At 73.1% G+C, this 24,383-nt stretch carries 15 protein-coding genes and 2 pseudogenes; 9 read left to right on the top strand and 8 right to left on the bottom strand.

Features of this window, described 5'->3' with window-relative positions; translation table 11 throughout:
- The first annotated feature begins 194 nt into the window (after positions 1 to 194).
- Positions 195 to 1,739 (top strand): FMN-binding glutamate synthase family protein, encoded by a 1,545-nt coding sequence (locus tag ABZW10_RS24685; protein WP_355369525.1) that lies wholly within the window; start codon positions 195 to 197, stop codon positions 1,737 to 1,739.
- 250 nt (positions 1,740 to 1,989) lie between these two features.
- A pseudogene (locus tag ABZW10_RS24680) lies at positions 1,990 to 2,433 on the top strand (GNAT family N-acetyltransferase); the annotation flags it as partial.
- Between the two features lie 117 nt (positions 2,434 to 2,550).
- Here the strand turns inward: ABZW10_RS24680 and ABZW10_RS24675 are convergent.
- The 3 genes from ABZW10_RS24675 to ABZW10_RS24665 form a co-directional block, all read right to left on the bottom strand.
- Positions 2,551 to 5,394, bottom strand: a complete 2,844-nt coding sequence (locus ABZW10_RS24675; RefSeq protein WP_355369523.1) for a hypothetical protein — start codon at positions 5,392 to 5,394, stop codon at positions 2,551 to 2,553.
- A 729-nt stretch (positions 5,395 to 6,123) separates the two neighbouring features.
- Entirely contained in the window at positions 6,124 to 7,014 is an 891-nt protein-coding gene (locus ABZW10_RS24670) for a chitinase (RefSeq protein WP_355369521.1), read from the bottom strand.
- A gap of 454 nt (positions 7,015 to 7,468) precedes the next feature.
- Positions 7,469 to 9,811 carry a collagenase gene (locus tag ABZW10_RS24665; protein ID WP_355369519.1) on the bottom strand — a complete coding sequence of 781 codons (2,343 nt, stop codon included), beginning with the start codon at positions 9,809 to 9,811 and terminating at the stop codon, positions 7,469 to 7,471.
- 890 nt (positions 9,812 to 10,701) lie between these two features.
- On the opposite strand from ABZW10_RS24665, the gene ABZW10_RS24660 reads away from it, so the two are divergent.
- The 3 genes from ABZW10_RS24660 (at position 10,702) to ABZW10_RS24650 (ending at position 14,860) form a co-directional block, all read left to right on the top strand.
- Positions 10,702 to 11,724: a polyprenyl synthetase family protein gene (locus ABZW10_RS24660; RefSeq protein WP_355369517.1), complete on the top strand. Its 1,023-nt coding sequence runs from the start codon at positions 10,702 to 10,704 to the stop codon at positions 11,722 to 11,724.
- 587 nt (positions 11,725 to 12,311) lie between these two features.
- Positions 12,312 to 13,673, top strand: coding sequence for a bifunctional o-acetylhomoserine/o-acetylserine sulfhydrylase (locus tag ABZW10_RS24655; RefSeq protein WP_355369515.1), 1,362 nt, complete (start codon positions 12,312 to 12,314; stop codon positions 13,671 to 13,673).
- The gene (locus tag ABZW10_RS24650; protein WP_355369565.1) at positions 13,670 to 14,860 is read left to right on the top strand and encodes a homoserine O-acetyltransferase; all 1,191 of its coding nucleotides are present in this window, start codon (positions 13,670 to 13,672) and stop codon (positions 14,858 to 14,860) included. Before ABZW10_RS24655 ends, ABZW10_RS24650 begins: the two co-directional genes overlap by 4 nt.
- A 292-nt stretch (positions 14,861 to 15,152) precedes the next feature.
- Here ABZW10_RS24650 and ABZW10_RS24645 read toward each other — a convergent pair whose 3' ends face one another.
- Both ABZW10_RS24645 and ABZW10_RS24640 read right to left on the bottom strand, forming a co-directional pair.
- Complete coding sequence (locus ABZW10_RS24645) at positions 15,153 to 15,446, bottom strand: DUF1330 domain-containing protein (protein ID WP_355369513.1); 294 nt, start codon at positions 15,444 to 15,446, stop codon at positions 15,153 to 15,155.
- 100 nt (positions 15,447 to 15,546) lie between these two features.
- Positions 15,547 to 16,371, bottom strand: a complete 825-nt coding sequence (locus ABZW10_RS24640) for a dienelactone hydrolase family protein (RefSeq protein ID WP_355369511.1) — start codon at positions 16,369 to 16,371, stop codon at positions 15,547 to 15,549.
- Positions 16,372 to 16,454: 83 nt separating this feature from the next.
- Between ABZW10_RS24640 and ABZW10_RS24635 the strand changes: the two genes are divergently transcribed.
- Entirely contained in the window at positions 16,455 to 17,075 is a 621-nt protein-coding gene (locus ABZW10_RS24635; RefSeq protein WP_355369509.1) for a hypothetical protein, read from the top strand.
- Positions 17,076 to 17,513: 438 nt separating this feature from the next.
- On the opposite strand, the gene ABZW10_RS24630 is transcribed toward ABZW10_RS24635, so the two are convergent.
- Positions 17,514 to 17,642, bottom strand: coding sequence for a hypothetical protein (locus tag ABZW10_RS24630; RefSeq protein WP_355369507.1), 129 nt, complete (start codon positions 17,640 to 17,642; stop codon positions 17,514 to 17,516).
- A gap of 584 nt (positions 17,643 to 18,226) precedes the next feature.
- On the opposite strand from ABZW10_RS24630, the gene ABZW10_RS24625 reads away from it, so the two are divergent.
- The 3 genes from ABZW10_RS24625 (at position 18,227) to ABZW10_RS24615 (ending at position 22,800) form a co-directional block, all read left to right on the top strand.
- On the top strand, positions 18,227 to 20,401 hold the full coding sequence (locus ABZW10_RS24625; protein WP_355369505.1) for a hypothetical protein: 2,175 nt from the start codon (positions 18,227 to 18,229) through the stop codon (positions 20,399 to 20,401).
- Positions 20,391 to 21,749: a hypothetical protein gene (locus ABZW10_RS24620; RefSeq protein WP_355369503.1), complete on the top strand. Its 1,359-nt coding sequence runs from the start codon at positions 20,391 to 20,393 to the stop codon at positions 21,747 to 21,749. Before ABZW10_RS24625 ends, ABZW10_RS24620 begins: the two co-directional genes overlap by 11 nt.
- A gap of 343 nt (positions 21,750 to 22,092) precedes the next feature.
- A complete protein-coding gene (locus ABZW10_RS24615) occupies positions 22,093 to 22,800 on the top strand; it encodes a 2-phosphosulfolactate phosphatase (RefSeq protein WP_355369501.1) in 708 nt (235 codons plus the stop codon).
- 19 nt (positions 22,801 to 22,819) lie between these two features.
- Here ABZW10_RS24615 and ABZW10_RS24610 read toward each other — a convergent pair.
- Together ABZW10_RS24610 and ABZW10_RS24605 are read right to left on the bottom strand one after the other, a co-directional pair.
- Positions 22,820 to 23,008, bottom strand: a pseudogene (locus ABZW10_RS24610) (ATP-binding protein); the annotation flags it as partial.
- A gap of 229 nt (positions 23,009 to 23,237) precedes the next feature.
- Complete coding sequence (locus ABZW10_RS24605; protein ID WP_355369499.1) at positions 23,238 to 24,356, bottom strand: winged helix-turn-helix domain-containing protein; 1,119 nt, start codon at positions 24,354 to 24,356, stop codon at positions 23,238 to 23,240.
- Positions 24,357 to 24,383 lie beyond the last annotated feature (27 nt).

Genomic DNA, 24,383 nt, shown 5'->3' with positions numbered 1-24,383 from the left:
TGCCGGGCAACACCGACAACGAAGCCGAACCCGGGACCAGGCCCTGGCCACGTCCCTGTCCGCGTGGCCTTTTACTATCATTTCGCATTCTTCGACGGACGCTGATGCCCGATCGGCCGCGCGTCCAGCGCCCAACACGACACCACGCGACTCCACCGCCCGGCGATGGAGTCGTGCATCGAGGAGGAACGTTCATGCACGCCCGGAGGATCGGCACAGCCGCCGCAACAGCGGTCACACTTCTGGCTGCCCGCGACCTCATCCAGAAGAGGCACGCACTGCTCCGGAACTTCCCGGTGGTCGGGCACGCCCGGTACCTGTTGGAGCGGATCGGGCCGGAGCTGCGGCAGTACATCGTGACCTCGAACGAGGAGGAGCGCCCGTTCAGTCGTGACCAGCGCACCTGGATCTACGCGTCGGCGAAGGAGGAGAACAACTACTTCGGGTTCGGAACCGAGGTCGACGTCGAGCACGTGCAGGGACACGCCTACCTGAAGCAGCGCACGTTCGCCGGCGCTCTGCCCGACACGCACGACCCGCAGGCTCCCCTCCCCTCGGCCAAGGTGCTGGGCGGGCCGCGCGGGCGCGCCAAGGCGTTCCGGCCGGCGAGCGTGGTGAACATCTCGGCGATGAGCTTCGGATCGCTCTCCGGCGCGGCCATCACGGCGCTCAACAAGGGGGCGGCGCTGGCGGGCGCGATGCACAACACGGGCGAGGGCGGCCTCTCGCCGTACCACCGCAACGGCGGCGACCTCGTCCTCCAGCTCGGTACGTCGTACTTCGGCTGCCGCAATGACGACGGCAGTTTCAACCTCGACAAGCTCAAGGACGTGGTCGCCGGCGCCCCGGTCAAGGCGATAGAGATCAAGCTCTCCCAGGGCGCCAAGCCGGGGCTGGGCGGGATGCTGCCGGGCGCGAAGGTGACCCCGGAGATCGCCCGGATCCGCGGCATCCCGGTCGGCGAGGACTGCGCGTCCCCGTCGCGGCACACCGCGTTCAGCGACGTCGACTCGATGCTCGACTTCGTCGAGTTGCTCGCCACCGAGACCGGTGTGCCGGTCGGGGTCAAGAGCGCGGTGGGCGAGATGGGCTTCTGGCAGGAGCTGGCCGCGCTGATGGCACGTGGTGACCGCGGTGTCGACTTCGTGACCATCGACGGGGGCGAGGGCGGTACCGGGGCGGCCCCGCGGATGTTCGCCGACTCGGTGTCGCTGCCGTTCCGGATGGGCTTCTCCCGGGTCTACGGCACCTTCGCCGAGCTGGGGCTGACCGACGACCTGACCTTCATCGGCTCCGGCAAGCTCGGCCTGCCCGAGAACGCCGCGGTCGCCTTCGCCCTGGGTGCTGACATGATCAACGTGGCCCGTGAGGCGATGCTGTCCATCGGCTGCATCCAGGCGCAGAAGTGCCACACCGACCGGTGTCCCACCGGCATCGCCACCCAGAACGCGTGGCTGGCCCGCGGCCTCGACCCGGCCTCGAAGGCCACCCGGGCCGCCGTCTACCTGCGCACCCTGCGCAAGGAGCTGATGAAGGTCTCGTCGGCCGTCGGTGTCGCCCACCCGGCACTCATCACGACCAACGACATCGAGATCCTCAACGGCGACTACGAGGCCCGCACCCTGGGTGGCGTCTACGGCTACAAGGACGGCTGGGGCGAGCTCGGCCCGCACCTCGCCGATGAGATCACGGCACTCCTCACCACCGAGCCGGCCTCCGTCCGGAGGCCGTCGGTCTGATCCGTCGACGGCGGCCGGCGCCGCGCCCGGGCTCCGCCGCGCGGAGTCCGGGCGCTCCGCCGGCCGATAACCCTGCGGTGCCGGTACCGACTTCGGCGCTTCGGGGTGGTCGATCCGTGCTTCACCAGCGGCCCGTCACCGCGAGCGGCCGCTCCCTCGACACCAGGGCCCGAGCGGAGCAGCCCGCCAAAACCGGCTGACATCCGGCCGGGCGGCCCGAAGCGGTGGACGGTCGACAAGGATCGCTGCCATGGCCCACACGATCGAAGCTGCCCACCCGGACGACTCCGCGCAGTTGGGGCCGTTGCTGCTGACAGCTTGGCTGCAGACATACCCCAACCCGGAGGTGGGGATCGACGAGGAGTGGATCCGCGAGCATCGCGGCTCGTCAGCCACCACGGAAGGCATTGACCAGTGGCGGGAGTTCATCGAGGCAGCGAACCAGGAACCGGACCTGCTGTTCTGTCGTGTTGTCCGTTCTGACACCGAGATCGTCGGCGTTCTCTGCGGGCGCCGCGGCGAGGTGGTCACCCTCGGACCGATGTATCTGCTGAGACATGTCCAAGGCCAGGGGTTCGGTGGTCGCATGATGACCGAGTTCCTCGCCTGGGCCGGAGCCGCACCCATTTGCCTGTGGGCCACCGACTACAACAACAGCGCAGTCCGTTTCTACCAGCGGCACGGATTCAGAATCACGGGTGAACGAGAGCTCTGGCAGGAAAGGCTGCCCAACCTACGGATGACCCGCGAGGCCGCACCCGGCATCGACCACAGCCGAGCTGCCACCCGCGCAGCCGGGGCGGGGCTGTCATCACTGGTCCCCCGCGCGCAGTTCGGTGGCGATCTGGCGCCGCCCGGCGACGAGTGCCTCGGCGACGACGCCCGCCGAGACGAGCGCGGCGAGGCCGAGCGTCTGCAGCAGGACCGGCGGGACGTCGACCGGCAGGCCGCGCGGAGTCTCCGCTCCGACCAGGATCGACAGGTCGAAGGCCGGGCCGAGCAGGGCGACGGCGCCCACGGCGACGAGGCCGCCGCCGACCGCCGCGGCCACGGTCTGCGGCAGGGTCTCGATCAGGATGAGGGCCAGACCCTGCCGGGGACGCAGGCCCATGGTGCGCAGCCGGGCGAGCAGGGCGGTGCGTTCGGGGGCGGCACGGACCAGGGTGAGCAGGGCGGCGAGCAGGGCGAGGGCGCCCGCCCCGATGACGGCCGTCCAGAACAGCCGGGCCGCGGAGTCCTGGAGCGGGTCGTCGCCCAGTTCGGCGGTGACGGCGGCGCTGGTGCACACGGTGTAGCCGTCCGGTAGGGCGTCCTGGCCGTCGGGGGTGGGCGCGGTGCGTTCGTCGCCGCTGGCGATGCGTTCGCGCACCAGGCGTCGGAGGGCGTCCTGGTCGACGGAGCCGGTGGCCAGCCAGAGATTGGGGCGGCCGAGTTCGGGGGCGAGGGCGGCGGCCGGGCCGGCCGGCAGGACGACGAACAGGCGGTCGTCGCCTTGGAGGGCGGGGGTGGCGTCGACGGTGCCGGTGGTAGCGATGGGCAGTTCGCCGCCGCTCGGCAGTCGGAGGCGGTGGGTGGCCTCGGGGCCGAGCTGCTTGGCGAGCGTGGTGGAGAGCAGGGCGGGCACCGCCGCGTCCGGTCCGCCGGTGTCGCCGGACAGCGCGACGGGGTCGAAGGTGCCGCGGCCGAGCGAGCGGGAGATCTCCGCGTACGCGGCCGGTTCGGCGACCACGGCGAAGATCCGGGTGGCGTCGTCGCCGCCGAGGACGAAGACCTCGGTGTCGGCCCAGACCGGTGTGGAGGCCCGGATGCCGGGCAGCGCGGCGGCGGCCTCGGCGAAGGCGGGTGGGACGGTGACGCCGATCGGGACGAGCACGGAGGCGTCGCCGCCGACGCTGATCCGGGCGGCGTGGACGCGGGCGGTGTCGACGGCGCCCAGCACGGTGGCGCCGAAGCCGGCGGTGGTGACGGCGAGCAGCAGGGCGAGCAGCGGCAGCACGGAGGGGCCTTTGCGTTCGCCGGTGCCGCGGGCGGCGCGGGCCAGACCGAGGAAGCCGACGGCGCCGGGCCGCCGGGCGGCGATCCGGCCGAGCGCGCCGAGCGGCAGCGGTTGGAGACGGGCGAGCAGCAGTCCCCCGGTGAGGGCGAGCAGCAGCGGCGCGACGACCAGCAGCGGGTCGGCGCCCTCTTCGGTGGTGGCGACGCCGCGCCGCCGGACCTCCGTCACAGCGGCGGCGGTCAGGGCCAGCACGGCGAGTTCGGCGACCAGGCGCCGGCGGCGGCCGCCGGGCCGGGCGCGGGACCAGAGCCGGGCGGCGCGCAGCGGGAAGGCGAGCAGGCTGAACAGGGCGACGGCGGTGGCGGCCAGTACGGCGGTGCCCCAGCGCGGGGTGGGAAGCAGCCACAGGGCGAGCGCGGTGGCGACGGCGGCGGCCGGCAGGACGGTCACCGCGCCCTCGCCGAGCAGCCGCCGCACGGCGCCGGTCCGGGACGCGCCGCGGGCCTGAAGCAGTCGCAGTTCGGCGAGCCGTCGGTCACCGGTGAGTGCGGCGGCCAGGCAGAGCACGACGGCGCCGACGCCGACGAGGCCGGCCGGGCCGATCGTGGCGAGCGACGCGGCCGCTTCCCTGCGGGCGGTGGCCTGGCGGAAGAGCACGGGCAGCGGGGAGGTCATCCGCAGGCCGGGGCGCTGGGTCTCGTTGGCCAGGGTGTTGGCGGTGGCCCCGGTGAGGTAGGAGGCGAGCGCCTGGTCGGTCTCGGCGAGGCGGTCGGCGCGCAGGCGGTCGACGCCGACGGGCAGGCGCCAGAAGTCCTGGGCGCCGAGCTGCCAGGTCCGCACCTGTTCGAGGGCGGTACCGTCGACCAGGCCGGCGGTGCGCCAGTACCTGGCGGGCAGCTTGCCCTGGCGCCGGAGGAAGTTGAGGCAGGCCCGGTCGGGGCAGGGCAGGTCGGTCCAGTAGGGGTCGTTGTGGTCGTTGACGCGGAGGATGCCGACCACCTCGGCCCGGGGTGCCTCGTCGTCGAGCGAGGACGAACCGGTCCTGAGGACGGCACCGAGGCGGATGCCCATGGTGTCCGCGGCGTCGCGGCTGATCGCGATCGGCACGGGCTCCCCCGGTACCGGGGTGCCGGGCCAGCTGCCCTCGGCGAGCGTCACGTGGTCGCGCAGTCCCTGGACGTAGAGCAGGTCCATCGTCGGGTCGGCGTCGTCGGGCCGGGTCAGGCCGGGGTCGATGAGGGCGCGCGGCTTGCGGCTGCGGGAACCGTGGACCACGTCGCCGGGAGCGACACCGAGGATGCCGGTGCGGGCGGCGAGCAGGGCGGCGTCGGCGTCCAGGCGCGCGGCATCAACGCGCGGGCCCTCGGCTCCGTCGGCCCTGCCCCGGTCGTCGATGCCCCGGTCGGAGACGGCGAAGACGCTGGTGGCCGCCGGGCCCCGGTCACGCAGGAACTCGCGCAGGCCCTGGTCGGCGGTCCGGTCGAGCAGGCGGGGGTAGGCCGTCGCCAGGAAGACGGTGCCGAACGCCAGGGCCGCGGTGAGCAGCGCGGCGAGCGGGGCCGCGCGCAGCCGGGTGCGTACCCAGGCGGCGGGGCGGTGCGCGGCCCACGGGCCGGCGTCCGCGGGCCGGGGGGCCGCGGTTTCGTCCGGGCTGGTCACTGCTGAACCCTCCTGTCTGCGGCCCCCGCGACAGGGCTCGTGGTCAGCTGCTGGTGGGAGGCGGGGTGACGGCCCGGGCCGGTCGCCTCGCGCGGGCCCCTGTGGCGGGTTGCCAGGGGTGTGCGGGTCCTCTGTTCCGGGTGGGGTGTCCGCCCGGCCGGCGTCCGAACGCGTCGTGCGTGGCGATCGGATGGACGAAGCCCGCGAGCGGGGCCTCCGGCAGGGCGGACACGGCCGGCTCGGTGCGGTGGCTGAAAGGCCCTGACGGCCGCTTCGACGGCCTGGTGGATGCTCCGGCCCGGCGGGGTGGCGGCGAGCGGCGCCCTGGGGGTGACGGCGCTCAGCGCGGTGACCGGTTCGTCGTTGCGGGAGCCGGGCCGGGTCCGCCGGCGCAGGCGCGGGCTCAGGCGGACGACGGCGGCGATCGCGAGGAACGCGCTCATGCTGATCGTGTACCGCACAGCCCACCCCGTGTCGCACGTCGGAAACTTCCGGTGAGGATGTCAGAACAAAGCCGACGGTGGGCCCGGATCGGGGAAACCGGCCGTTCACCGCCACGGGGTCGGCAAGCACGGCCGGCAGGACACCGACCACCGAGGGGTCCGCGGTGCCGGGCGCGGCGCGTGCGCGCACGACCGGTTCATCGCAGGACTGCGTCCAGAACCCCACCCGCACGGTTGCGGGCCGGGCGAGGACGCCCGGCCCGCAACCTCGGTGTGCCGCGAGGGATCAGCAGGAGACGCCTGAGCCCGTCGGCGCGCCGAGGATCTGCGTGAACGCCTCGTACCGGTTGACGCGGCTCTCCACCTGGCGCGGGTTCTTGCCGTCGCATTCCAGCGCGCCGTTGATCGAGCGGATCGACTGCCCGAAGCCGGCGCCGCTGATCATGGCGTCGTGCCCGGTGATCGGACCCGGCCCGTTCTGGGTGTTCCAGTACCACAGGGCGGTCATCATGGCGACGGCCGGATCGTTCTCCACCAGCCAGGGGTCGTTCAGCAGGTCGATGCCCAGGAAGTCGCCCACCCGCTTGTAGTTGTAGTTCCAGCTCAGCTGGATCGGGCCGCGCCCGTAGTACGCCGACTGGCCGGCCGGGCAGCCGTAGGGCTGGCCGGTGTCGCAGTAGTGCGGGTAGTTCGCCTCGTTGACCTCCTTGATGTAATACAGCCCCGCGGTCTCATGGCTGATGTTCGCGAGGAAGGCCGCGGCCTCCTGCTTGCGCATCGTGCTGTCACCGGTGTGCGCGAACGCCGGGAACGCCTTCATGGCATCCACCAGGCCCTGGTACGTGTAGGCGGGATTCCGGTTCGGGAACATCTGGTCGAACTGGGCCTCGCTCACCACGAAGCTGTTCGGGTACGGGTTGCCACCGGTTCCACAGGTATACGGCGACCAGTAGTACGTGCTCACCGTGGGGTCGTAACCGGGATTGTCGCGCTGGGCGACATAGATCCTGTCGTCGGTGTACCGGACGATGTCGTGCGCCTGGTAGTTGGCGCCCTTCGACCAGCTGGGCGCTATCGCGCATTCGTCCGCCGGGGTGGCGGCGGACGCCGTACTGGGCACGAGGGCCGCGGCGACCAGGGAGCCGGCTGCCATCAGACCGGCCAGCACTGCCTTCATACGAGCTCTGAGCACGTGGTTCCCTTTCGTACATCGCGCGCACGCCGATCAGACCCGGTGGGGGCCGGGTCGGCCGACAGGCGCCGTGGGGGACGATGTTGGCGCACACTGAATCGTTTCGCGTTCACCACGGTCAAGGCCCGCCCGGACATGTTTTGCAGGCTGCAACAACCTCCTGTTTCCATTGAGTTGACTGATCTTCAGCACTAGCTTCCGATCCGACGCCCGATCACCGGACCACCGGCGGTGGCGGTGGCGAGCTGGGCGATCCAGGTGCCGGTCCACGTGGGAAGTGGCCGGTCGCCACGCCGGGTTCGATGACGGCCGGCAGGGCGAGGCCGTAGCCGAACTGCCGGCCGGAGAAGTCTGGGTCCCGGTGACGACGGCCGAGGGCGGCGTGCACGACGCGCCCGGTGGCCTGGTGGACCGGGCGCGTCGTGCACGGGCGGCGGTGTCAGCGGCGCAGCGGGCCCTCGCAGGTGTAGTCGGCGGTGCCGGCCCCGCCGGAGGGCCAGACGTCGACCTTGCCGAACCAGCAGTTCATGTCGGCCATGTTGTTGGCGGCCGCACCGGCGCGGCCGAGGAGGAAGTGGTCGACGGTGGCGGCCATGTCCTTGCGGGTCTGGCCGGAGTCGGCGGAGTTGGTCAGGTTGGCCGTGATGCGGCCGGTGCAGGTGAAGCGCATCTTGTTGTCCCAGTCGCCGTTGTCCTTGCAGTCGGGTGTGTTCTGGGTGGCGGCGGCGAAGGCGTTGCGGATCTCGGAGGCCCAGGCGTAGTTCAGCGAACCGTTGGCCGTGTAGGTGGTGTCGGGGACGAACAGGTCGTCCGCGCGCGGGACCTCGGCGTCCAGGTAGGCGGTGTACTCGCGCTGGAGGGCCGTGTCCTTGCCGAGGCGGTCCCGCCAGGCGTCGTAGCCGGTGCGGTCGTCGGCGCGCAGCAGGCGGTACATCTCGGCGAGCTGGTCGGGGTGCTTCTCGCCGAGCAGGTTGAAGAAGGCGGCCGAGTAGGGGTAGGCGCGGAAGCCCAGTCCGTTCCAGGTCGCGTGGAGGATCTGGTCGACGCTCAGGCGCGGGGTGCCGGCCTGATCGTCCCAGCCGATCTGGCGCAGCATGTACTTGCGGGCCTTGACGCCGCCGTCGCGGGTGGCGCCGGCGAAGTACTCGGCGGTGCCCTCGTTCATGGCGAAGGTGGCGTCGCTGGGCCAGCGGGTGGTGTAGCCCTCCTCGGGGATCGCCCAGCGGGCGTTGAGGTAGTGGGTGTACTCGTGCCGGAACAGCTCCTCCAGGCTGAAGTACGACTCCTGGGTGGTGCGCTGGTAGGTGTAGAAGGTGGAGTTCTCCTCGATGAACATCCCGCCGTTCTGGACGTCGCCGATGCCGAACAGGACGTACTGCAGGGCCTGGTAGTTGGACTTGGTGTCGTACAGCTGGACGGTCAGGACGGGGTGGTTGTCACCGGCCAGGGGCTGGTCGGTGCCCAGGGTCCGGAAGAACTGGGCCTTGACCTGCTTGGTGGCGTAGTAGAGCTGGTCGGCGGTGGCCCTGTCGAGGGCGGTGCGCACGATCAGGGTGCCGTTGTCGTAGCTGTAGGTGTGGGGGAACACCAGGCGTTCCAGGTCGGTGCGGCAGACCGCGTACTGGCCGCACAGCCCGAGGTCGTTGACCGGGGCGATGAGGTTGGCCCACGGCCGGCTCATCCGGCCGAAGGTCGCCGCGGCGAGGTCCAGTTGGGCGCCGATGCGCTGCTTCAGCTCGGGCTTGAGGGCGTCGATCCGGGCGAAGCGCCCGTACTCCAGCATGGCGTCGGCGGCCGCCCACTCGCTGGCCGTGCCCTTGAGGTGGGTGTAGCCGGCGTAGGCGCGGAACGCCTCGCGGTAGTCGGTGTCGGCGGCGACGGCGGCACGGAAGAGGCCCTGCGGGTCCTCGCCGACGTTCTCGATGCCCTGGAAGTTGATCTGGAGGGCGCCCTGGACGGCCCAGTTCCAGCCCCGGTCGCCGGTCACGGGCGAGCCGGGCGCGAACGTCCTCATGACCTGCTTCACCAGCGGCAGACGGGCCAGGCGCAGTCCGGGGGCGCTGCCGGCCTGGAGCAGTTCGCCCATGGTGTCGCCGTTGGTGGTGGTGGGCTCGAACACCCGGGGGTTGGCCGTGTAGTCGCGGATCGCGCGGTCGAGGGCGGCGACGGTGGTGTCGTCGCCGAGGTCGATCTCGGTGTGGTTGAAGTCGAAGAAGACGGCGATGTGCAGGTAGTACCAGAGTTCCTGCTGGTTGAGGTTGTTCGCGCTGTCGAAGGACGGTGCGCGGGAGCTCACCTCGGCCGCGACGGCCCGCACGTGCTCGGGCGTCATCACCTTCGCGGTCCGCGGGTCCCAGTTGACCAGCAGGGGCCGCAGGCAGTCCTGGTAGGTGTGGCCGCGGTCGGTGAGGAAGCCGACGAGGGCCGCGGGGGTGAGCGAGGTGAACACCTCGGGGGTACAGGCGGCGCTCTTGGCGGAGGCGGCGGAGGTGGCGGCCGGGAGGGCGGGGTCGGCCGGGTCGCCGGACTGCAGGCCGGTGGTCGGCTGGCGCGTCGCCGTGCCCGGCCAGCCCTGCGGGCCGGTGGCGGCAGCGCCGCCCGGGGCACCCTGGTGGGCGAGGTGGTCGCCGGTCTGCGGCAGGACGGGGGCGGTGCGGGCCGCGGCCGAGGCGGCGGGCGCGGGCCCGGCGGACGCCTGAGCACTGTGCAGCAGCGGGACCGCGAGCGCGGCAACCAGCGCTGCCGAGAGCAAGGTGTTGCGCACGGTGGCTGATGAAGGCACCGAGATCTCCTCAAGGGGGGTGTGGGGGGGTGGTCTGGTGGTGCGTGTGCGGGCGCGTGCCGAGGGAGGAGAGAGAGGCGGCACGCGCCGGCGACACCGGCGCCGAGGCGTGGGGGAACTGGCGGCCGGGGCCGATGACCGCGCCGAGAGCCGACGCGGAGCCGTGGACCGTACGGGAACCGGGGGGGCGTCCTCGTACGGGAGTGGGGGTGCCCGCTGACGGGGCGTGGCGGCTGTTAGGGGGCGTAGCCCTCCATCCGGACGGACCTGCCCGGAAGCTGGATACGAGAAATCGACACGGTTCTCCTGAGGGGGGGCTGGAACCGGCGGCAGGAGGGGACCGTAGCCACCTGTGGGGAGACCCACCGATCTTGATGGGGAAACTTACATCGCAATGTGAAATTGCACTAGTCCTGTTCTTGGACCACCCGGGAGCCCGGGAGCCGGCGAACCGCCAGCCCTGCGGACGACCTGGGGCGCGGCCAGGCCCTGGATCGGCGAGCGCGATACTCAGGGCTCAACCTGTTCCGGAACGAATCAGTGAGTCACTCCAACCGCGCACCCACCGGAATTCGACCACGGCGGGATCCCCGCAGGGGGCGGGTGGGCGGCGGGCTGGTCCGCGCCCCGGGGGGTGAATGCCGGGGACGAAGGCGTGGGTCGCGCGGATGGCGGCTCCGGCTGTGGTGATGCCGTCGAGGGTGCAGCGCCACTCCTCGATATGACGCTCCCGACATGCGGCGGCCGATACCGATCCCCGATACTGACTGACACGGCCCGTGCCACCTCGGTGACGTAGAGTTCCGACGGGCTTCCGGTCGATCACCCTGGCGTCCGGCCGGGACACCGCACACCCGCACCGGTCCCGCCCATCGTCGCAGGAGGCCATCTTGCGGACCGCACGAACCTCACAGCAGATCACCCACGACGTGATCGCCTACCTCGAACCCGCGCTGCGGGAGGCGACGAGCAGGCTCAGCGAACCCGTTCTGCACATGACGGAGTACCACTTCGGCTGGGTCGACGCCGACGGACGACCGTCCACCCCGGTGGGGTTCCGTCGTCGTCCGGCACTGATGTCCCTGCTGTGTGCCGGCAGCACCGAGGAAGCGTGGGACGGCGTCCGCAATGCCGCCGTGGCGGGCACCCTGATGTCCGCGGCGGGCACCGTCCACGACGACATCATCGACCGCGAGCTGATCCGCAAGGGCCGAGCGACGCTGTGGAACGCATTCGGCGTCCCGGCCGCGATCCAGGTGGGCGTCGCCCTCCACTGCCTCGCCTTCGAGCTCCTGGCCGCCGAGGAGCCACGGGTCGCCGTCGAACTGAGCCGCCGCGCCGCCCTCGCCGTCCGGGAGTGCTGCTCGGGCCAGATCCGGGACCTGCAGTCCGAGGGCAGTTCGCGGATGAGCCTGCGGGACTCGCTCGACCTGCTGGAGCGCACCATCGCGCTGCCCACCGCCGGTGTCTGCCTGGTCGGCGCGGTGGTGCGCGGAGCCACCGACGCCGAGGTGGCGGCGGCCGAGCGGTTCGGCTACCACGCCGGGATGGCCATGGCGTTCTTCGACGACTGGGAAGGAGTCTGGAGCCGCTCGCGCGACTCTCTGGAGGACCCCCTCGCCGACCTGCGCCGGCGCAAGAGCCGGGCCTTCGTGGCCCGCGCACTCCGCTCCCGGGGCCCGGCCCGGGACCAACTGGCCGCCTTCTACGACGACTCCGGCGAGCCCCACCCCGATCAGCTCGTGCAGGTCGCCGCCCTGGTCGAAGCGTGCGGAGGCCGTACCTGGCTCGAAACGCGGATCAGGGAACACGTCCGCCTGGCGGGACGGGCGCTGCCCGATGCCGTCCGCGACCCGGCCGCCAGGGCCGAGCTCGCCGTCTTCCTCGACGCGATCACCGACGAACTGCCCTGACCGCCGCACCGTAGCCGGCCACCGGCACCGGCCGCCCTCGCCGCTCCGGCCCCGCAGGATCAGCCCGATCCACGAGGAGCACCCTCCTGCCCCCGACGAGCGGAGGACATCGTCCGGTCGCCGCGCACGGCAGCCGGCCGGACAGTCGGGGCAGGCACGGCGGGGCGCTGCGCGAGCGGGTCGGCACCCTCGCACGGCGGGGCGCTGTACGAGCGGGTCGGCACGCTCGCACGGCGCCACCGCAGTACCGCTCCCAACGTGCGCGCTACAGCAGGAAGGTGGAGCGCATCCACGCGTCGGACCCCATTTGTCCGCATGGTGGGACACGTTGGTGTCCGCAACGCGACTGTGATTCCCTGGGCCCATGATCATCCTCGTGACCCGGCGCCACGTGGACTACACGCGCGTCACGACCACGAGTTGTCCCGCCGCCCGCTGACGCGGCGCCTGGTGATCCTTCCGCAGCCGTAGCCGCGATCCGCGTACCCGCTCCGCCCGGAGCGCCCGTACGCCCCTTCCCCGCACCCGCGCCGCTCGCATCGGCGCCTGCCCGGTCTGCCGGGCTCCACACGTGTCCGAGGAGAAGTATGAGCCAGCCGACCGACGCCGTCACCGCCGACCGCACGCCTGACGGCGAGTCCGCCGGATCCACCGCCCCCGCCTGGTCCTTCGAGACCAAGCAACTGCACGCCGGTGCCGTGCCCGACCCCACCACCGGGGCCCGGGCGGTCCCGATCTACCAGACCAGCTCGTTCGTCTTCCGCGACACCCAGCACGCGGCCGACCTCTTCTCGCTCGCCGAGCCCGGGAACATCTACACCCGCATCCACAACCCCACCCAGGACGTCTTCGAGCAGCGGATCGCCGCCCTGGAAGGAGGGGTCGCCGCCGTGGCTGTCGCCTCCGGCCAGGCCGCCGAGACGCTCGCCATCCTCAACCTCGCGAGCGCAGGCGACCACATCGTCTCCAGCGCCTCCCTCTACGGCGGCACGTACAACCTCTTCCGGCACACCCTGCCCAAGTTCGGGATCGAGGTGACCTTCGTCGAGGACCCGGACGACTTCGACGCCTGGCGGGCCGCCATCCGGCCCGAGACGAAGGCCCTGTTCTCGGAGACCCTCGGCAACCCGCGTGGCAACGTCCTCGACATCCGCGCCGTCGCCGACGTCGCCCACGAGGCCGGGATCCCGCTGATCGTCGACAACACCATCCCCACCCCCTACCTGCTGCGCCCCATCGAGCACGGGGCCGACGTCGTCGTCCACTCGGCGACCAAGTTCCTCGGCGGCCACGGCACCACCCTCGGAGGTGTCGTCGTCGACGCCGGGACCTTCGAATTCGGTGCCCACGCCGAGCGCTTCCCCGACTTCAACGAGCCGGACCCCAGCTACCACGGCCTGCGTTACTGGCCCGCCCTCGGGCCCGGCGCGTACGCCGTGAAGCTGCGCGTCCAGCTGCTGCGCGACCTCGGGCCGGCCATCGCACCGCACTCCGCCTTCCTGCTGCTGCAGGGCGTGGAGACGCTGAGCCTGCGCATGGAGCGCCACTCGTCCAACGCCCAGGCGCTCGCCGAGTGGCTGGAGCAGCACGACGAGGTCGCCGCCGTCCACTACGCCGGGCTGCCCTCCAACCAGTGGTACGAGGCCGGGCGCCGCTACCTCCCGCGCGGTGCCGGGGCCGTGTTCTGCTTCGAGCTGCGCGGCGGCGCCGAGGCGGGCAAGCGGTTCGTGGACGCCGTCGAGCTCTTCAGCCACCTCGCCAACATCGGCGACGTGCGCAGCCTCATCATCCACCCGGCCTCCACCACGCACAGCCAGCTCGACGAGGAGCAGCTCGCCGCCACCGGCACCTCCCCGGGTCTGCTGCGGCTGTCGGTCGGCATCGAGAACCTGGAGGACCTCAAGGCGGACCTCGAAGCCGGCTTCCGCGCGGCGAAGGAGGCGTCCTGAACGCCGCTGACGGGACCACCCCGCAGGCGACGCCCCCTCCCGCCACCGGCGCGTGGCGGGAGGGGGACCCGCCCGGGCGCCGCCTCTGGTACGACAGCACGGCGCCCCTGCCGCTCGAGGCCGGCGGTCAACTCTCGGGCGTGCGGCTGGCGTACGAGACCTGGGGACGGCTCGCGGCCGACCGTTCCAACGCGGTCCTCGTCCTGCACGCGCTCACCGGCGACAGCCATGTCGCCGGGCCGGCCGGGCCCGGTCACCCGACCTCCGGCTGGTGGGACGCGCTGGTCGGGCCGGGCCGCGCCCTCGACACCGACCGCTGGTTCGTGGTGGCACCCAACGTCCTGGGCGGCTGCCAGGGCAGCACCGGCCCGGCCTCGCTCCGCCCCGACGGGCGGCACTGGGGCGGGTCCTTCCCGCGCCTGACCCCGCGCGACCAGGTGCTGGCCGAGGTCGGGCTCGCCGACGCGCTGGGCATCGAGCGCTGGGCACTCGTGGTCGGCGGCTCGATGGGCGGGATGCGCGCGCTGGAGTGGGCCGTCTCCCACCCGGAGCGTGTCGCCTCGCTGTTCGTGCTCGCCTCCACGGCGGTGGCGAGCGCGGACCAGATCGCCTGGACCACCGCCCAGCTCCACGCGATCCGCGCCGACCCGCACTGGAACGGCGGTGACTTTCACGACGCCGCTCCCGGACAGGGTCCGCATGCCGGTCTCGGCATCGCCCGGCGCATCGCCCACATCACCTACCGCGGTGCCGAGGAGCTCGACGTCCGCTTCGGCAACCGCGCCCAGGACGGTGAGGACCCCCGGGCCGGCGGCCGCTACCAGGTCGAGTCGTACCTGGACCACCACGCCGCCAAGCTGGTCCGGCGGTTCGACGCGGCCAGCTACGCGGTGCTGGCCGAGGCGATGAACGCCCACGACACGGGCCGGGGGCGCGGCGGCACGCGCGCCGCGCTGGCCCGGGTGACCGCCCGGACCCTCGTGGCGGGAGTCGACACCGACCGCCTCTACCCGCTCGCGCAGCAGGAGGAGATCGCCGCCTGCATCCCCTCCGCCGACCGGGCCCGGGTGATCTCCTCCCCCTACGGCCACGACGGGTTCCTCATCGAGGCGGCGCAGGTCGCGGCGCTGGTACGGGAGCTCGTGGACGACGTACGGGAACCGTCGGCCACCGTCCCCGCCGGGTGAGGACCCCGGCGCGGGCTCTCGGGGCGGCCCCGTCGTCCCCGGCGGGCCGGGCAGCAGCACGGTGAACACCGCGCCGCCGCAACCGAGGTGGTCCGTGCAGGGGTCACCGCGGGTCAGCGGCCCTCCGGCGGGGAGCGGCCGGGCAGATGCGTCCCGGCCGGGCGCCGCCGGGACGGTTTCAGCGCGGCGCACGAGCGTGGCGCGGCCGCCGGGACGGTTTCAGCGCGGCGCACGAGCGTGGCGCGGCCGCCGGACCCGGTCGGGCCGGACGACGGCGGCGGCGGCGGCCGAGTCAGCCGGTGCCTTCGACGATGCGGAAGTCCCGCTCGTAGCCGTCGGGGAGGGCCACCAGCGCCTTCTGGTACGCCTCGCTCTCGTAGGCCGCGACGGCTTGTTCAAAGCTGTCGAACTCGATCAGAACGACGCGTTGCGTGATTCCGGCTTCGTGGGCGACGACCCGACCGTCGAGGGTCAGGAGGCGCCCTCCCCCGGCGCGGACGGCCGGACCGGCGAGCGTGTTGTAGGCAGTCAGCCTCTCGAGGTCGGAAATGGCGGGGTAGACGCTGACCCAGTAGCCCTTGGGCATGGAACCTCCAGTGTTGGGATGAATGCATCCGGCGTAACGGGTTGGTCGTGGACGAGCGTCGGCGGGCTGCGTGCCGTCGCGATCAAGCTGCTTCCGGCCGTCAGGCCGTGGTGCGGCCGGGCAGCAGGCGGGCGCTCAGGAATGCGAGGACTTCGTCGCGGGCTTGCACGGTGGGGTGGCCTTCCTCGTCGACGAGGTGCGCGGTGAGCACGCTGTGGGGGGTCTGGACCACGTCTCGGAAGAACGGCGGTGGTTCGGGGTTCGCGCACTCGCCGGGGAGGACGCGGCCGTCGAAGCGGTCGCCGAGCAGTTGTGCGTAGGCGGCGAAGCGTCGGCCGGTACACCACTTGTCGGTGTCGAAGCGCAGGCCGAGTGCGGTGAGTCCGTCGCGCTCGAACCGCTCGCGGATGGCGGCCCCGTCCTCCGGCGACAGCTCCAGGGCGGCCGGGTCGTCCAGTGGCAACGAGGGCTGGCCGAGGACCGGGGCGATGACGGCCGGTTCCAGCGTCATGCTCAGCGCGAAGTTGCCGGTGAAGCACATCCCCACCGCGCCGACGCCCGGTCCGCCGCACTCGTCGTGCGCGGTCCTGGCCAGCGCGCGCAGCCACACCGCCACCGGACTCGTTCCACCGCCCGCGAACGCCCTGAACTCCTCGCTGACGCACGCCCGTCCGAGGATCGGCTCGGCGAGCTCGACGGTGGGATACGCCCCGTCGACGCCGAAGAGCGAGGGCACGTAGACGGTGAACCCCGCATCGCGCACCCACCCGGCGAAGCGCACCACGTCGGGGCTGATACCCGGCATCTCGGGCATCACGACCACCGCGGGCCCGCTCCCGGCCACATGGACGGTCTTCGCGCTCCCGGACAGCGAGAGCACGCGTTGCGCAAAGCCGTCCAGCCCGGCGCCGCCGTCGACACCCATGATCTGCGCCCCCAACTATGCGATCGACCGATCGCAATTATTGCGCCACACTACACGACCGATCAATCGCATACAATCGGCGCATGTCCCCGGACACCCCCGACTCCGCCGCGGAATCCCCCGCGCCGCGCGCCGACGGCCGCCGCGCCCGCGGCGACCGGACACGGCACGAAGTCGCCCTGCAGGCAGCCCTGTCCGCGACCGTGCACGGGCTGGACGCCATCACCGTCGGCACGCTCGCCGCCCGGACCGGGCACAGCAAGAGCGGCATCCTCACGGTGTTCGCCAACCGGGAAGCCATCCAGGTCGCCGCCGTCGCCGAGGCCCGCGCCCTGTACCTGCGGCACGTCGTCGAGCCGTCGTGGCCCGCCGCCCCGGGGCGGCCCCGGCTCTGCGCCCTGCTCGACAACTGGGTCGCCTACCTGCGCGACGGCGTCTTCCCCGGCGGGTGTTTCATCACCACGACCTCGGTCGAATACGGCCGCCGCAAAGGCCCCGTCGCCGACGCGGTCCGCGACCTCGTCCGCGAGTGGCTGCACCTGCTGGAGTCCGAACTGTCCGCCGCCGGCAGCCGCTTCCCGGCCGACGACGCCTTCCGCATCGACGCCTACCTGCGCGCTGCCAACACCCGCTACCAACTCTTCGGCGACGATACCGATTTGGACCGCGCCAGACGCCTGTCCCTGGACGTGATCAGCGCCTGACGGCGACGCTCGAAGCAGCCCGCAAACCACCGGCACCGAGACGGGGCCTGCGCCCCTCCCCTGGCCGGTGTCGGCCCGACGCACCGCAGCACGACGGGCGGACCGGCGGTCGGCTGGCCGGACGCCGCCGGTGCTGTGGCCCCGGCTGCCGTTCGGCTCCACGGTCGATCGCCCCCGGAAACGACCCACGGCGGCCACCGCACGTCCGGACCCGGCCAAGGCCTTGGTCTCGCTCCGCAGGACGAGCGCATCGGTGCGGCCCGGACGAGAGGCTCGGGGCCGAGCGCGAGGGACCACGCGGCGGACGCCCGCTGCCCGCCGCTGTCCGCCGCGTGCCCTGTCGTCGCTCCCTGAGCGGGCCGGTACCGGTGACGTCACGACGGGCTCCCGTGTCGGTGTCGGCGCGCCGGGGCGCCGGGGCGCCGGGGCGCCGCCGCGTCAGCTCGTGGCGGCCTGGAGGTCGACGATCTTCCGGTCGGCCGAGAGGCGGGTGATGGTGATGACCGGCCAGCCCGTCGATTCCCACAGTTCCAGTTCCGCTCCGGACTGGATCCTCTCGACGGTCACCAGGGGCACCCTTTCGGGCCTGTCGCGGTGCACCCACGCGTGTTCGACACCGTCGCAGACCGCCACCTCGGCCCGACCGGGACCCCACACCGAGCTGTGGAGACGGACCATGCGGGGACCGAAGGGAGAAGGGGCTGGGGCGGGCACCGGAACGGAGCAGCGGTGCGCGCACTCGCGCCCGGCCTGGCGGATCAGCGGGCGAAGCACCGGGCCCGCCGGCACGGCGTCGTGGTCGCGGGCACTCGACCCGGCGCACGAACCGACGGCCCCGACCGCCCGGGCCGGCCTGCCGCTGCTCCTCAGGCGCACCACGGCGGTCCTCCTGGTGGTCCTGCCCGGACTCCTGCTGGGCGGCCCGGTGTCGGCGCCCGACGCACACGCAGGGCCTTGTCGAGGGCGACAGGTCGGGGTGATGACCAGGTCGAGGGCGAGGTCCATGGTGTCGATGCCGAGGCCGGGGCGGCGCCGGCAGGGGCGCTCGAAGGTGATCTCGTCGGGACCGAGCATGGGTAGAGTGATCGGCCGAACCACCAGGAGGGGCGCCGATGCGGACACCGACACGGATACGGAGACGGACCGGAACATTGGGGGCCCGGGCGGGCACGGCGCTCGCGGCGCTCATCCTGCTCGGCAGCACCGGAACGGCCGCTGCGGCCGACCCGAGCGCCGCACCGGGCCCCACGGCAGCGTCCACGGCGAGCGCCGCCGCCGCGCCGACCGGTCAACTCACCGACGGGACGAGCCGGTCCGAGCGCCTGGCCGAGGAACTGCGCAAGAACCCGGTCTACGTCTCGGCCGCCCTGCCGCGCAGGCTGCCGCGCTCGCTCGCCCCGGAGATCGCCGCCGTCGCCGAGCGCACCGGCGTACCCACCTACGTGCTCGCGCTGCCGGACGGCGACGCCGCGCTGCTCGCCCTGGTGCACGACCGGCTCGGCGCGGACGGCCTCTACGTGCTGATCGCCGGCTACGGCCACATCACCGCGTCCGCGTTCGGCGTCGACGTACCGATCGACGACGCCCGCCGGATCTCCCTGTACGGCACCCCGTACGGCGCCGAGCCGCTCGCCGCGTTCAAGAACTTCGTCGACGCCGTCGCCTCCGGCAAGGACCTGGCCGCCGCCAAGGCCGAGGAACTGTACGACCGGTACCACGACAGCGACCGGCGTCGCCTGTACATCAGCTCCACCGACCGGCAGAACCAGAACCTGCTGCTCGGGCTGGCCGTGGTGGTGCTCCCCGGCCTGGTGCTGGCCCTCGGCCTGTACCTCTCCCGCCGCCGGACCCGCTCCTCCGGCCCCGGACCCGGCCCCGGCCCCGGCCCCGTCAGGACGACCGCCGTCAGCCTGACGAAGGAGCCGGCGGCGCCACGCGGTGCCCGAGGTCCGGGCGCCGTGCGGCGCCGCCGCGTCCTGCTGCCGGTGACCCTGCTGGCGACGGCCGCCACCGTGTTCGGCGTGGTGCACTTCGCGCCCACCGCCTTCCCCCAGGTCATCGACAGCCCCGACCTCAATGTCACCCAGGCCGATCTGGACGCCCGCGTCGACGAGATCGCCGCCGGGCTCACGGCCGGCCCGATCTACCAGGACCCGTCCGGTCCCGACGCGCTGAGCTCCGCCGACCTGCCCGCGATCCGGCAGCGGCTCGTCGAACTCGCCCCCAAGGGCCCGGTGCACATCGTGGTCACCCCCACCGACAGCGACGACGAGACCGGACACAACGCCGACCTGCTGCTCGCCCGGATCCACGAACGCACCGGCCGCAACGGCGTCTACCTCCTCGTCGACCCGCTGACCGGCGTGATCGACCTCGACAGCTACGGCACCGGCCTGGACACCCTGCGCCGGTTCGCACGCGTGCCGACCGAGGTCAGGTACGCGTACGGCGAAACCAACGGCCTGAACGTGGCGCCGCGGCTGGACCAGGTGCTGGACGCCGTCGCCGCCGCCGAGCCGAAGCCGGGCCACGATCCCGCGCAACGCCGCACCACGCTGCCCCCGCTGCACGACAACCGGCTGCCCGCCCTGTTCAGCAACGACTTCGGGGGCGGCATCTGGCTCGGCGTGATGCTGCTCGGCGTCCTGCTGTTGCTGTCCTGGGCGGCCCTCGCCACCGCCCGGGCCGTCAGCGGCTCCCGGCGCGCCCGCGCGGCCGGCTCCTCGCCGCAGCACGCCGAGCCCCGGCACACCACCCCGCGGCCGTCCCTGCGGCAACTCCGTACCTGGGCCGGCGAGGACGCCCGCGAACTCGCCGCGCAACTCGCCGCCGCCGACCAGCACGCACCCGGCCGCACCCGCGCCTGGGACTGCCTGGACGCCGCCGAACTCCTCGCCGACAGCAGCGGGCGGCGCCCCGACGAGTCGACCGAGGCGGGCGACCTGACCGCCGTCGTGGTGCTCGCCCAGGCCGGGCTCGCCGCTCTGCGCGGCCGGCTCCACCCCACCGTCTGCCGGCTCAACCCGCTGCACGGCGAGGCCACCGGCGGCCGGGTGCCGCCCTGGTTCGCCGAGCTCGGCCTCGGCCCCCGGTCCGCGCAGTTGTGCCCCACCTGCCGCGACGCCCTCCACGGCGGCGGCGCCGGCCCCTCGCCCGCCGACCGGGCCGCCCGTGCGGGCCGGGCCCGCGACCGGCTGCTGCACCTGCCCGGGGCGGACGACCGCACCCGGACCGCCTGGGACGAGGCCGGGCAGATCCTGCCGGCCGCCCGCGAAGGGCTCGAAGCACTCATCCTCAGGGCCAGGGAGTCCGCCAGTGTCCAGTGACCGCCCGACCGCCTGCCCGACCGTCCGCCCGACCGCCGGCCGGACCGCACACCGCCCGGCCGTCCGCCCCGCCCGCCGCCTGCTCGGAGGGCTGTTCACCGCGCTGCTGACGGCCTGCACGATGCTGCTCGGCACCGGTGCCACCGCCCACGCGGACGGCGCGGGCCCCGGACCGACCGCCACGACGATCGTCGAGGCCCTGGCCACCACCCCGGTCTACGTCGACCCGTCCTTCGCGGCTGCCGTCAACGCCTCACAACAGCGGGAACTCGCCGACCAGATCGCCGCGACCGGGCTGCCGATCAAGGTGGTGCTGGTGCCGCTGAAGAAGGGCGACGCGTTCGACGGCAGCGCCAAGTCCCTGGCCGCGGTGGTCCAGGAACGCCTCGGCCAGCCGCAGCTGATCCTGCTCACCAACGACGAGTACCTGAGCTGGCTCCAGGGCACCGAGTGGCCGAACGACACCCACCAGACCCGCGACGCGGCCATGGCCGTGGGCATGCTCAAGGAACTCAAGGACGCCGGACTGGCCGCCCGCGTCGGCCGGGCCGTCGAACTGATCCGGACCGGCCGGGGCACCGAGGTCTACAAGGCCGAGGCCGCACGGGCCGACCGCGAGTACTCGGCCCGCCCCAAGGTGAAGGAGAAGGCCGCCGACTCCTCCTCCGGGGGCTCGGGGACCCTGCTCGCGGTCGCCGCGGCGCTGGTCCTCGCCGTCGCCGGCGCCGCCTTCCTGGTGCTGCGCCGCCGCCGCTCGCCCCGGCACACCGCCTTCACCTTCCCCGACGCCGTCTTCGCCGCCGACCGGGCCGCCGACGAGGCCGGACTGCGCCGGCAGGCCGCCGCCGAGGTGCTCGCCCTCGGCGAGGCCGTGGACGGCGCCGACGGGGCCACCACGCCCGGCCTGGGCCGCGCCCTGGACGCCTACGACGCGGCCGGCCGGGTCCTGGACGCCGCCCGCGGCATCCCCGACCTGGCCGGCGTGCTCGCCCTGGCCGCCGAAGGACGCTCCGCGCTCGCAGCCGGACCGCGGCTCCCGCTGTGCTTCTTCGACCCCCGGCACGGCGCCGCCGTCGGCCGCACCACCTGGCGCCCGCTCGGCCGCCGGGAACGCGTCGACGTCGCCGTCTGCGAGGACTGCGCCCAGTCCCTGCGCGCCCGCCGCGCACCCCAGGTGCTCGCCGTCCGCGACCAGGGACGCACCGTCCCCTACTTCGAACTGCCCGCCGACCGCAGCCTCTGGGCCGCCACCGGCTACGGCTCGCTGCTCTCCGGCCCCGACGACACCCTCGCCGCCCGGGTCGGCACCGGCGAGTTCAGCCGCGCGCGGCGGCAGTCGGAGGACTGAGCCCGGAAAGTCCTCCGGCGGAGCGCCGGTTCCCGGCGGAACCGGCGCTCCGCCGTTCCGCGGTTCCTCTCCCCGGACCTCGGACCCGCCTTCCGCGGTCTCGGTGTCCGCCTCCGGCCCTTCGCCGACGGGTTCCGGGTCGACAGCGCCGTGGTGACGGAGGGCCGGCTTGGCTTCGTTGATCTCCAGGAACGGCGTTTGTCGACTGGTTCCAGTGGCATTTGATGATCAGTAGAGGCGCGGATGTCGATGCCACATGACGGCACCGCCGTGTCCCAAGACTCGGTGACGGCCGCTGGGGCCCCGGTGGCGTGAGCGATGCGACCTCGGCGAGAATGCCGAGATGGATCATCGTTTCGTCGGTATTCCGGAGCTGACTGACGTCCCGCGCGTTGCGGTTGTTGTCGACGTGATGCGGGCCTTCACCGTGGCTGCCTGGGCGTTCTCGCGTGGTGCCGAGAAGATCGTCCTGGCCTCGTCCGATGGTGAGGCACTGGCTCTGAAGGAGAGTAGTCCGGGTTGGCTGGCTCTGAAGGACGGTGCCCCGGCGGCAGGCTTCGACACGGTGAACTCACCCGGTTTGGTCAGGTCGCTTGATCTGGCCGGTCGAACGGTGGTGCAGAAGACGACGGCCGGAACCGTCGGCGCACTGGCCGTCGCGAGCGCGCCGCTGGTCTTGTGCGCGAGTTTCGTAGTGGCCGGCGCGACAGCACGGTTCCTGACGACTGATGGTTCCGGGCCGGTGACGTTCGTGGTCACCGGCGATGATGGCCAGGCCGCTGAGGACCTGGCCTGCGCTGAATACATCGGTCAGCATCTCGCCGGAGGCGATGCCGAGGTGGCCCCGTATCTTCACCGCGCGAGGACTTCTCGGGCAGCCGCTGACCTTGCCGAAGGCGTACAGCGCGGATATCAGGGTGTTCATCCCGACGATGTCGACCTGTGCCTGGAAGTGGACAGGTTCTCCTTCGCGATGGTCGCTCGCCAGGAAGATTCTCTGGCCGTGCTGCGTCCCGCTGCGGTGCCCGGCGAGTCAGTCGAGGCCCGCTGACCTGCTGCCGCTGTCGGGGTCATCCCGCTTGGCGGTTCCTCGGCTCGGGTCGGGTGCTGGCGAGGCGGTAGGAGTCGGTGCCGGTTTCGATGATGGTGCCGTTGAAGGTGAGCCGGTCGACGATGGCCGCGCAGAGGCGGGGATCGGTGAAGGTCTTGGTCCAGCCGCCGAACGACTCGTTGGAGGCGATCGCGACGCTGTTCTTCTCCCAGCTGGTGCTCGTCGTCGGCGCCTCGGTCACGTCGACCGCGGAACGGACCCTGCGCTGTTCGCTCCCGCTGGACGGGACGTCCGGGCATGGTCTTGTCGACCGCGATCGCGGTACCGCGCGCCCAAGCGGGCGACGTCCCCGGGCCGTTGCGCCCGTCCCCGAGCGAACCGTCCCGGGCGCCGCTGCGGCCGTGTCCGGCCCGGCCGCAGCCTCCGGCCGCCGGGTCTCAGGGGGCCGAACGGAGGTGCCCCGGTTGCCCTTGGCGGGGGTGGTCGCCCCGGCCTGGCGTGCGCGCCTCGGGGCGGTCACGGCGAGGGGGCGGTGGCGCGGGCGATTGCGGACGGTCGGGGGTGCGGTCGTCGAGGAGGGCTTGGCCGAGGGGGGTGAGGGTGTGGCGGACGCCGGGGCCGGTGCGTTCGGTGGTGAGCAGGCCGGCGGCGCGCAGGACGCCCGCGTGGTGGCTGGCGGTGGCGGCGGAGGTGCCGGTGCGGCGGGCGAGTTCGGCGGTGCCGGCCGGGTCGGCCGCCGCGTGCAGGGTGCGGGCGCGGGTGGTGCCGAGCAGGGCGACGAGCGCGCCGTCCGGCCCTTCCGCGGCGGCCGAGGACCAGATCGCGCGGTAGGTCGTGAGGTCCGGGGCGAGCGGGTAGTGCAGGACGAGGGGGTGGTCGAGGCCGCGGTTGTCGGTGAGGACCATCGGGTCGGGCCAGAAGAAGGTGGGGACGAGCATGACGCCGGCACCGCGCAGCCGCAGGTCGGCGTCGACGGGGCAGGGCAGCGTCAGCACCGGTGACTGCCACCGGAAGTCGGGGTGGAGGCTGTCGAGCAGTCCGTCCAGGCCGCGGTCGGCGGCGAGGGTGGCCCGCCGGGCGCGGTCGGTGTGCGCGGCGGCCAGGAGCTGCGACCAGTACGGGGCGACCGCGAAGGCGTGGTACTCGCGCAGCCGGCGGTCGACCAGTTCGCGCCACTCGCGTTCGCCCCGGTGCAGTTCGTAGACCCACCGGGGTGCTGGGGGGCGCGTCCTGCTGAGGGTGCGCAGGTCCGCGCTCCACCGTCGGCCGGGCAGTGACCACGTCTGCTCCAGGCTCTCCGGCAGGGTGTGGCTGCCGGCGTGCAGCAACGCTTCCGCGGCCTCCACCGTGCCGACCGGCGTAGCCAGGTCGAACAGCACCCGCTGTTCGGGGCGGATGCTTCTGCGGGTCCGACTGCGCCACCCCTCCAACGCCACGCCGCCTGCCTCGCGGGTCTGCACCAGCGACAGGCTCAGGAGCGACTCGGCGAGCGGGTCGGGTGCCCGCGCGATCCGGACCCTGGTCAGGTCGTCGTGGGTGAAGTGGATCCGCAGCAATTCCGCCCCTTCCACCGAACATCGGCA

The sequence above is a fragment of the Kitasatospora sp. NPDC004723 genome, from assembly GCF_040609255.1.
Classification (GTDB): Bacteria; Actinomycetota; Actinomycetes; order Streptomycetales; family Streptomycetaceae; genus Kitasatospora.
This window is presented reverse-complemented; position numbering and strand designations above follow the sequence as displayed.

Bases quoted from the DNA above. Each gene is read 5' to 3' on its own strand.
- ABZW10_RS24685 (WP_355369525.1), top strand. From the start codon at position 195: ATGCACGCCCGGAGGATCGGCACAGCCGCCGCAACAGCGGTCACACTT.
- ABZW10_RS24670 (WP_355369521.1), bottom strand. From the start codon at position 7,014: ATGAAGGCAGTGCTGGCCGGTCTGATGGCAGCCGGCTCCCTGGTCGCC.
- ABZW10_RS24655 (WP_355369515.1), top strand. From the start codon at position 12,312: ATGAGCCAGCCGACCGACGCCGTCACCGCCGACCGCACGCCTGACGGC.
- ABZW10_RS24645 (WP_355369513.1), bottom strand. From the start codon at position 15,446: ATGCCCAAGGGCTACTGGGTCAGCGTCTACCCCGCCATTTCCGACCTC.
- ABZW10_RS24640 (WP_355369511.1), bottom strand. From the start codon at position 16,371: ATGGGTGTCGACGGCGGCGCCGGGCTGGACGGCTTTGCGCAACGCGTG.
- ABZW10_RS24635 (WP_355369509.1), top strand. From the start codon at position 16,455: ATGTCCCCGGACACCCCCGACTCCGCCGCGGAATCCCCCGCGCCGCGC.
- ABZW10_RS24615 (WP_355369501.1), top strand. From the start codon at position 22,093: ATGGATCATCGTTTCGTCGGTATTCCGGAGCTGACTGACGTCCCGCGC.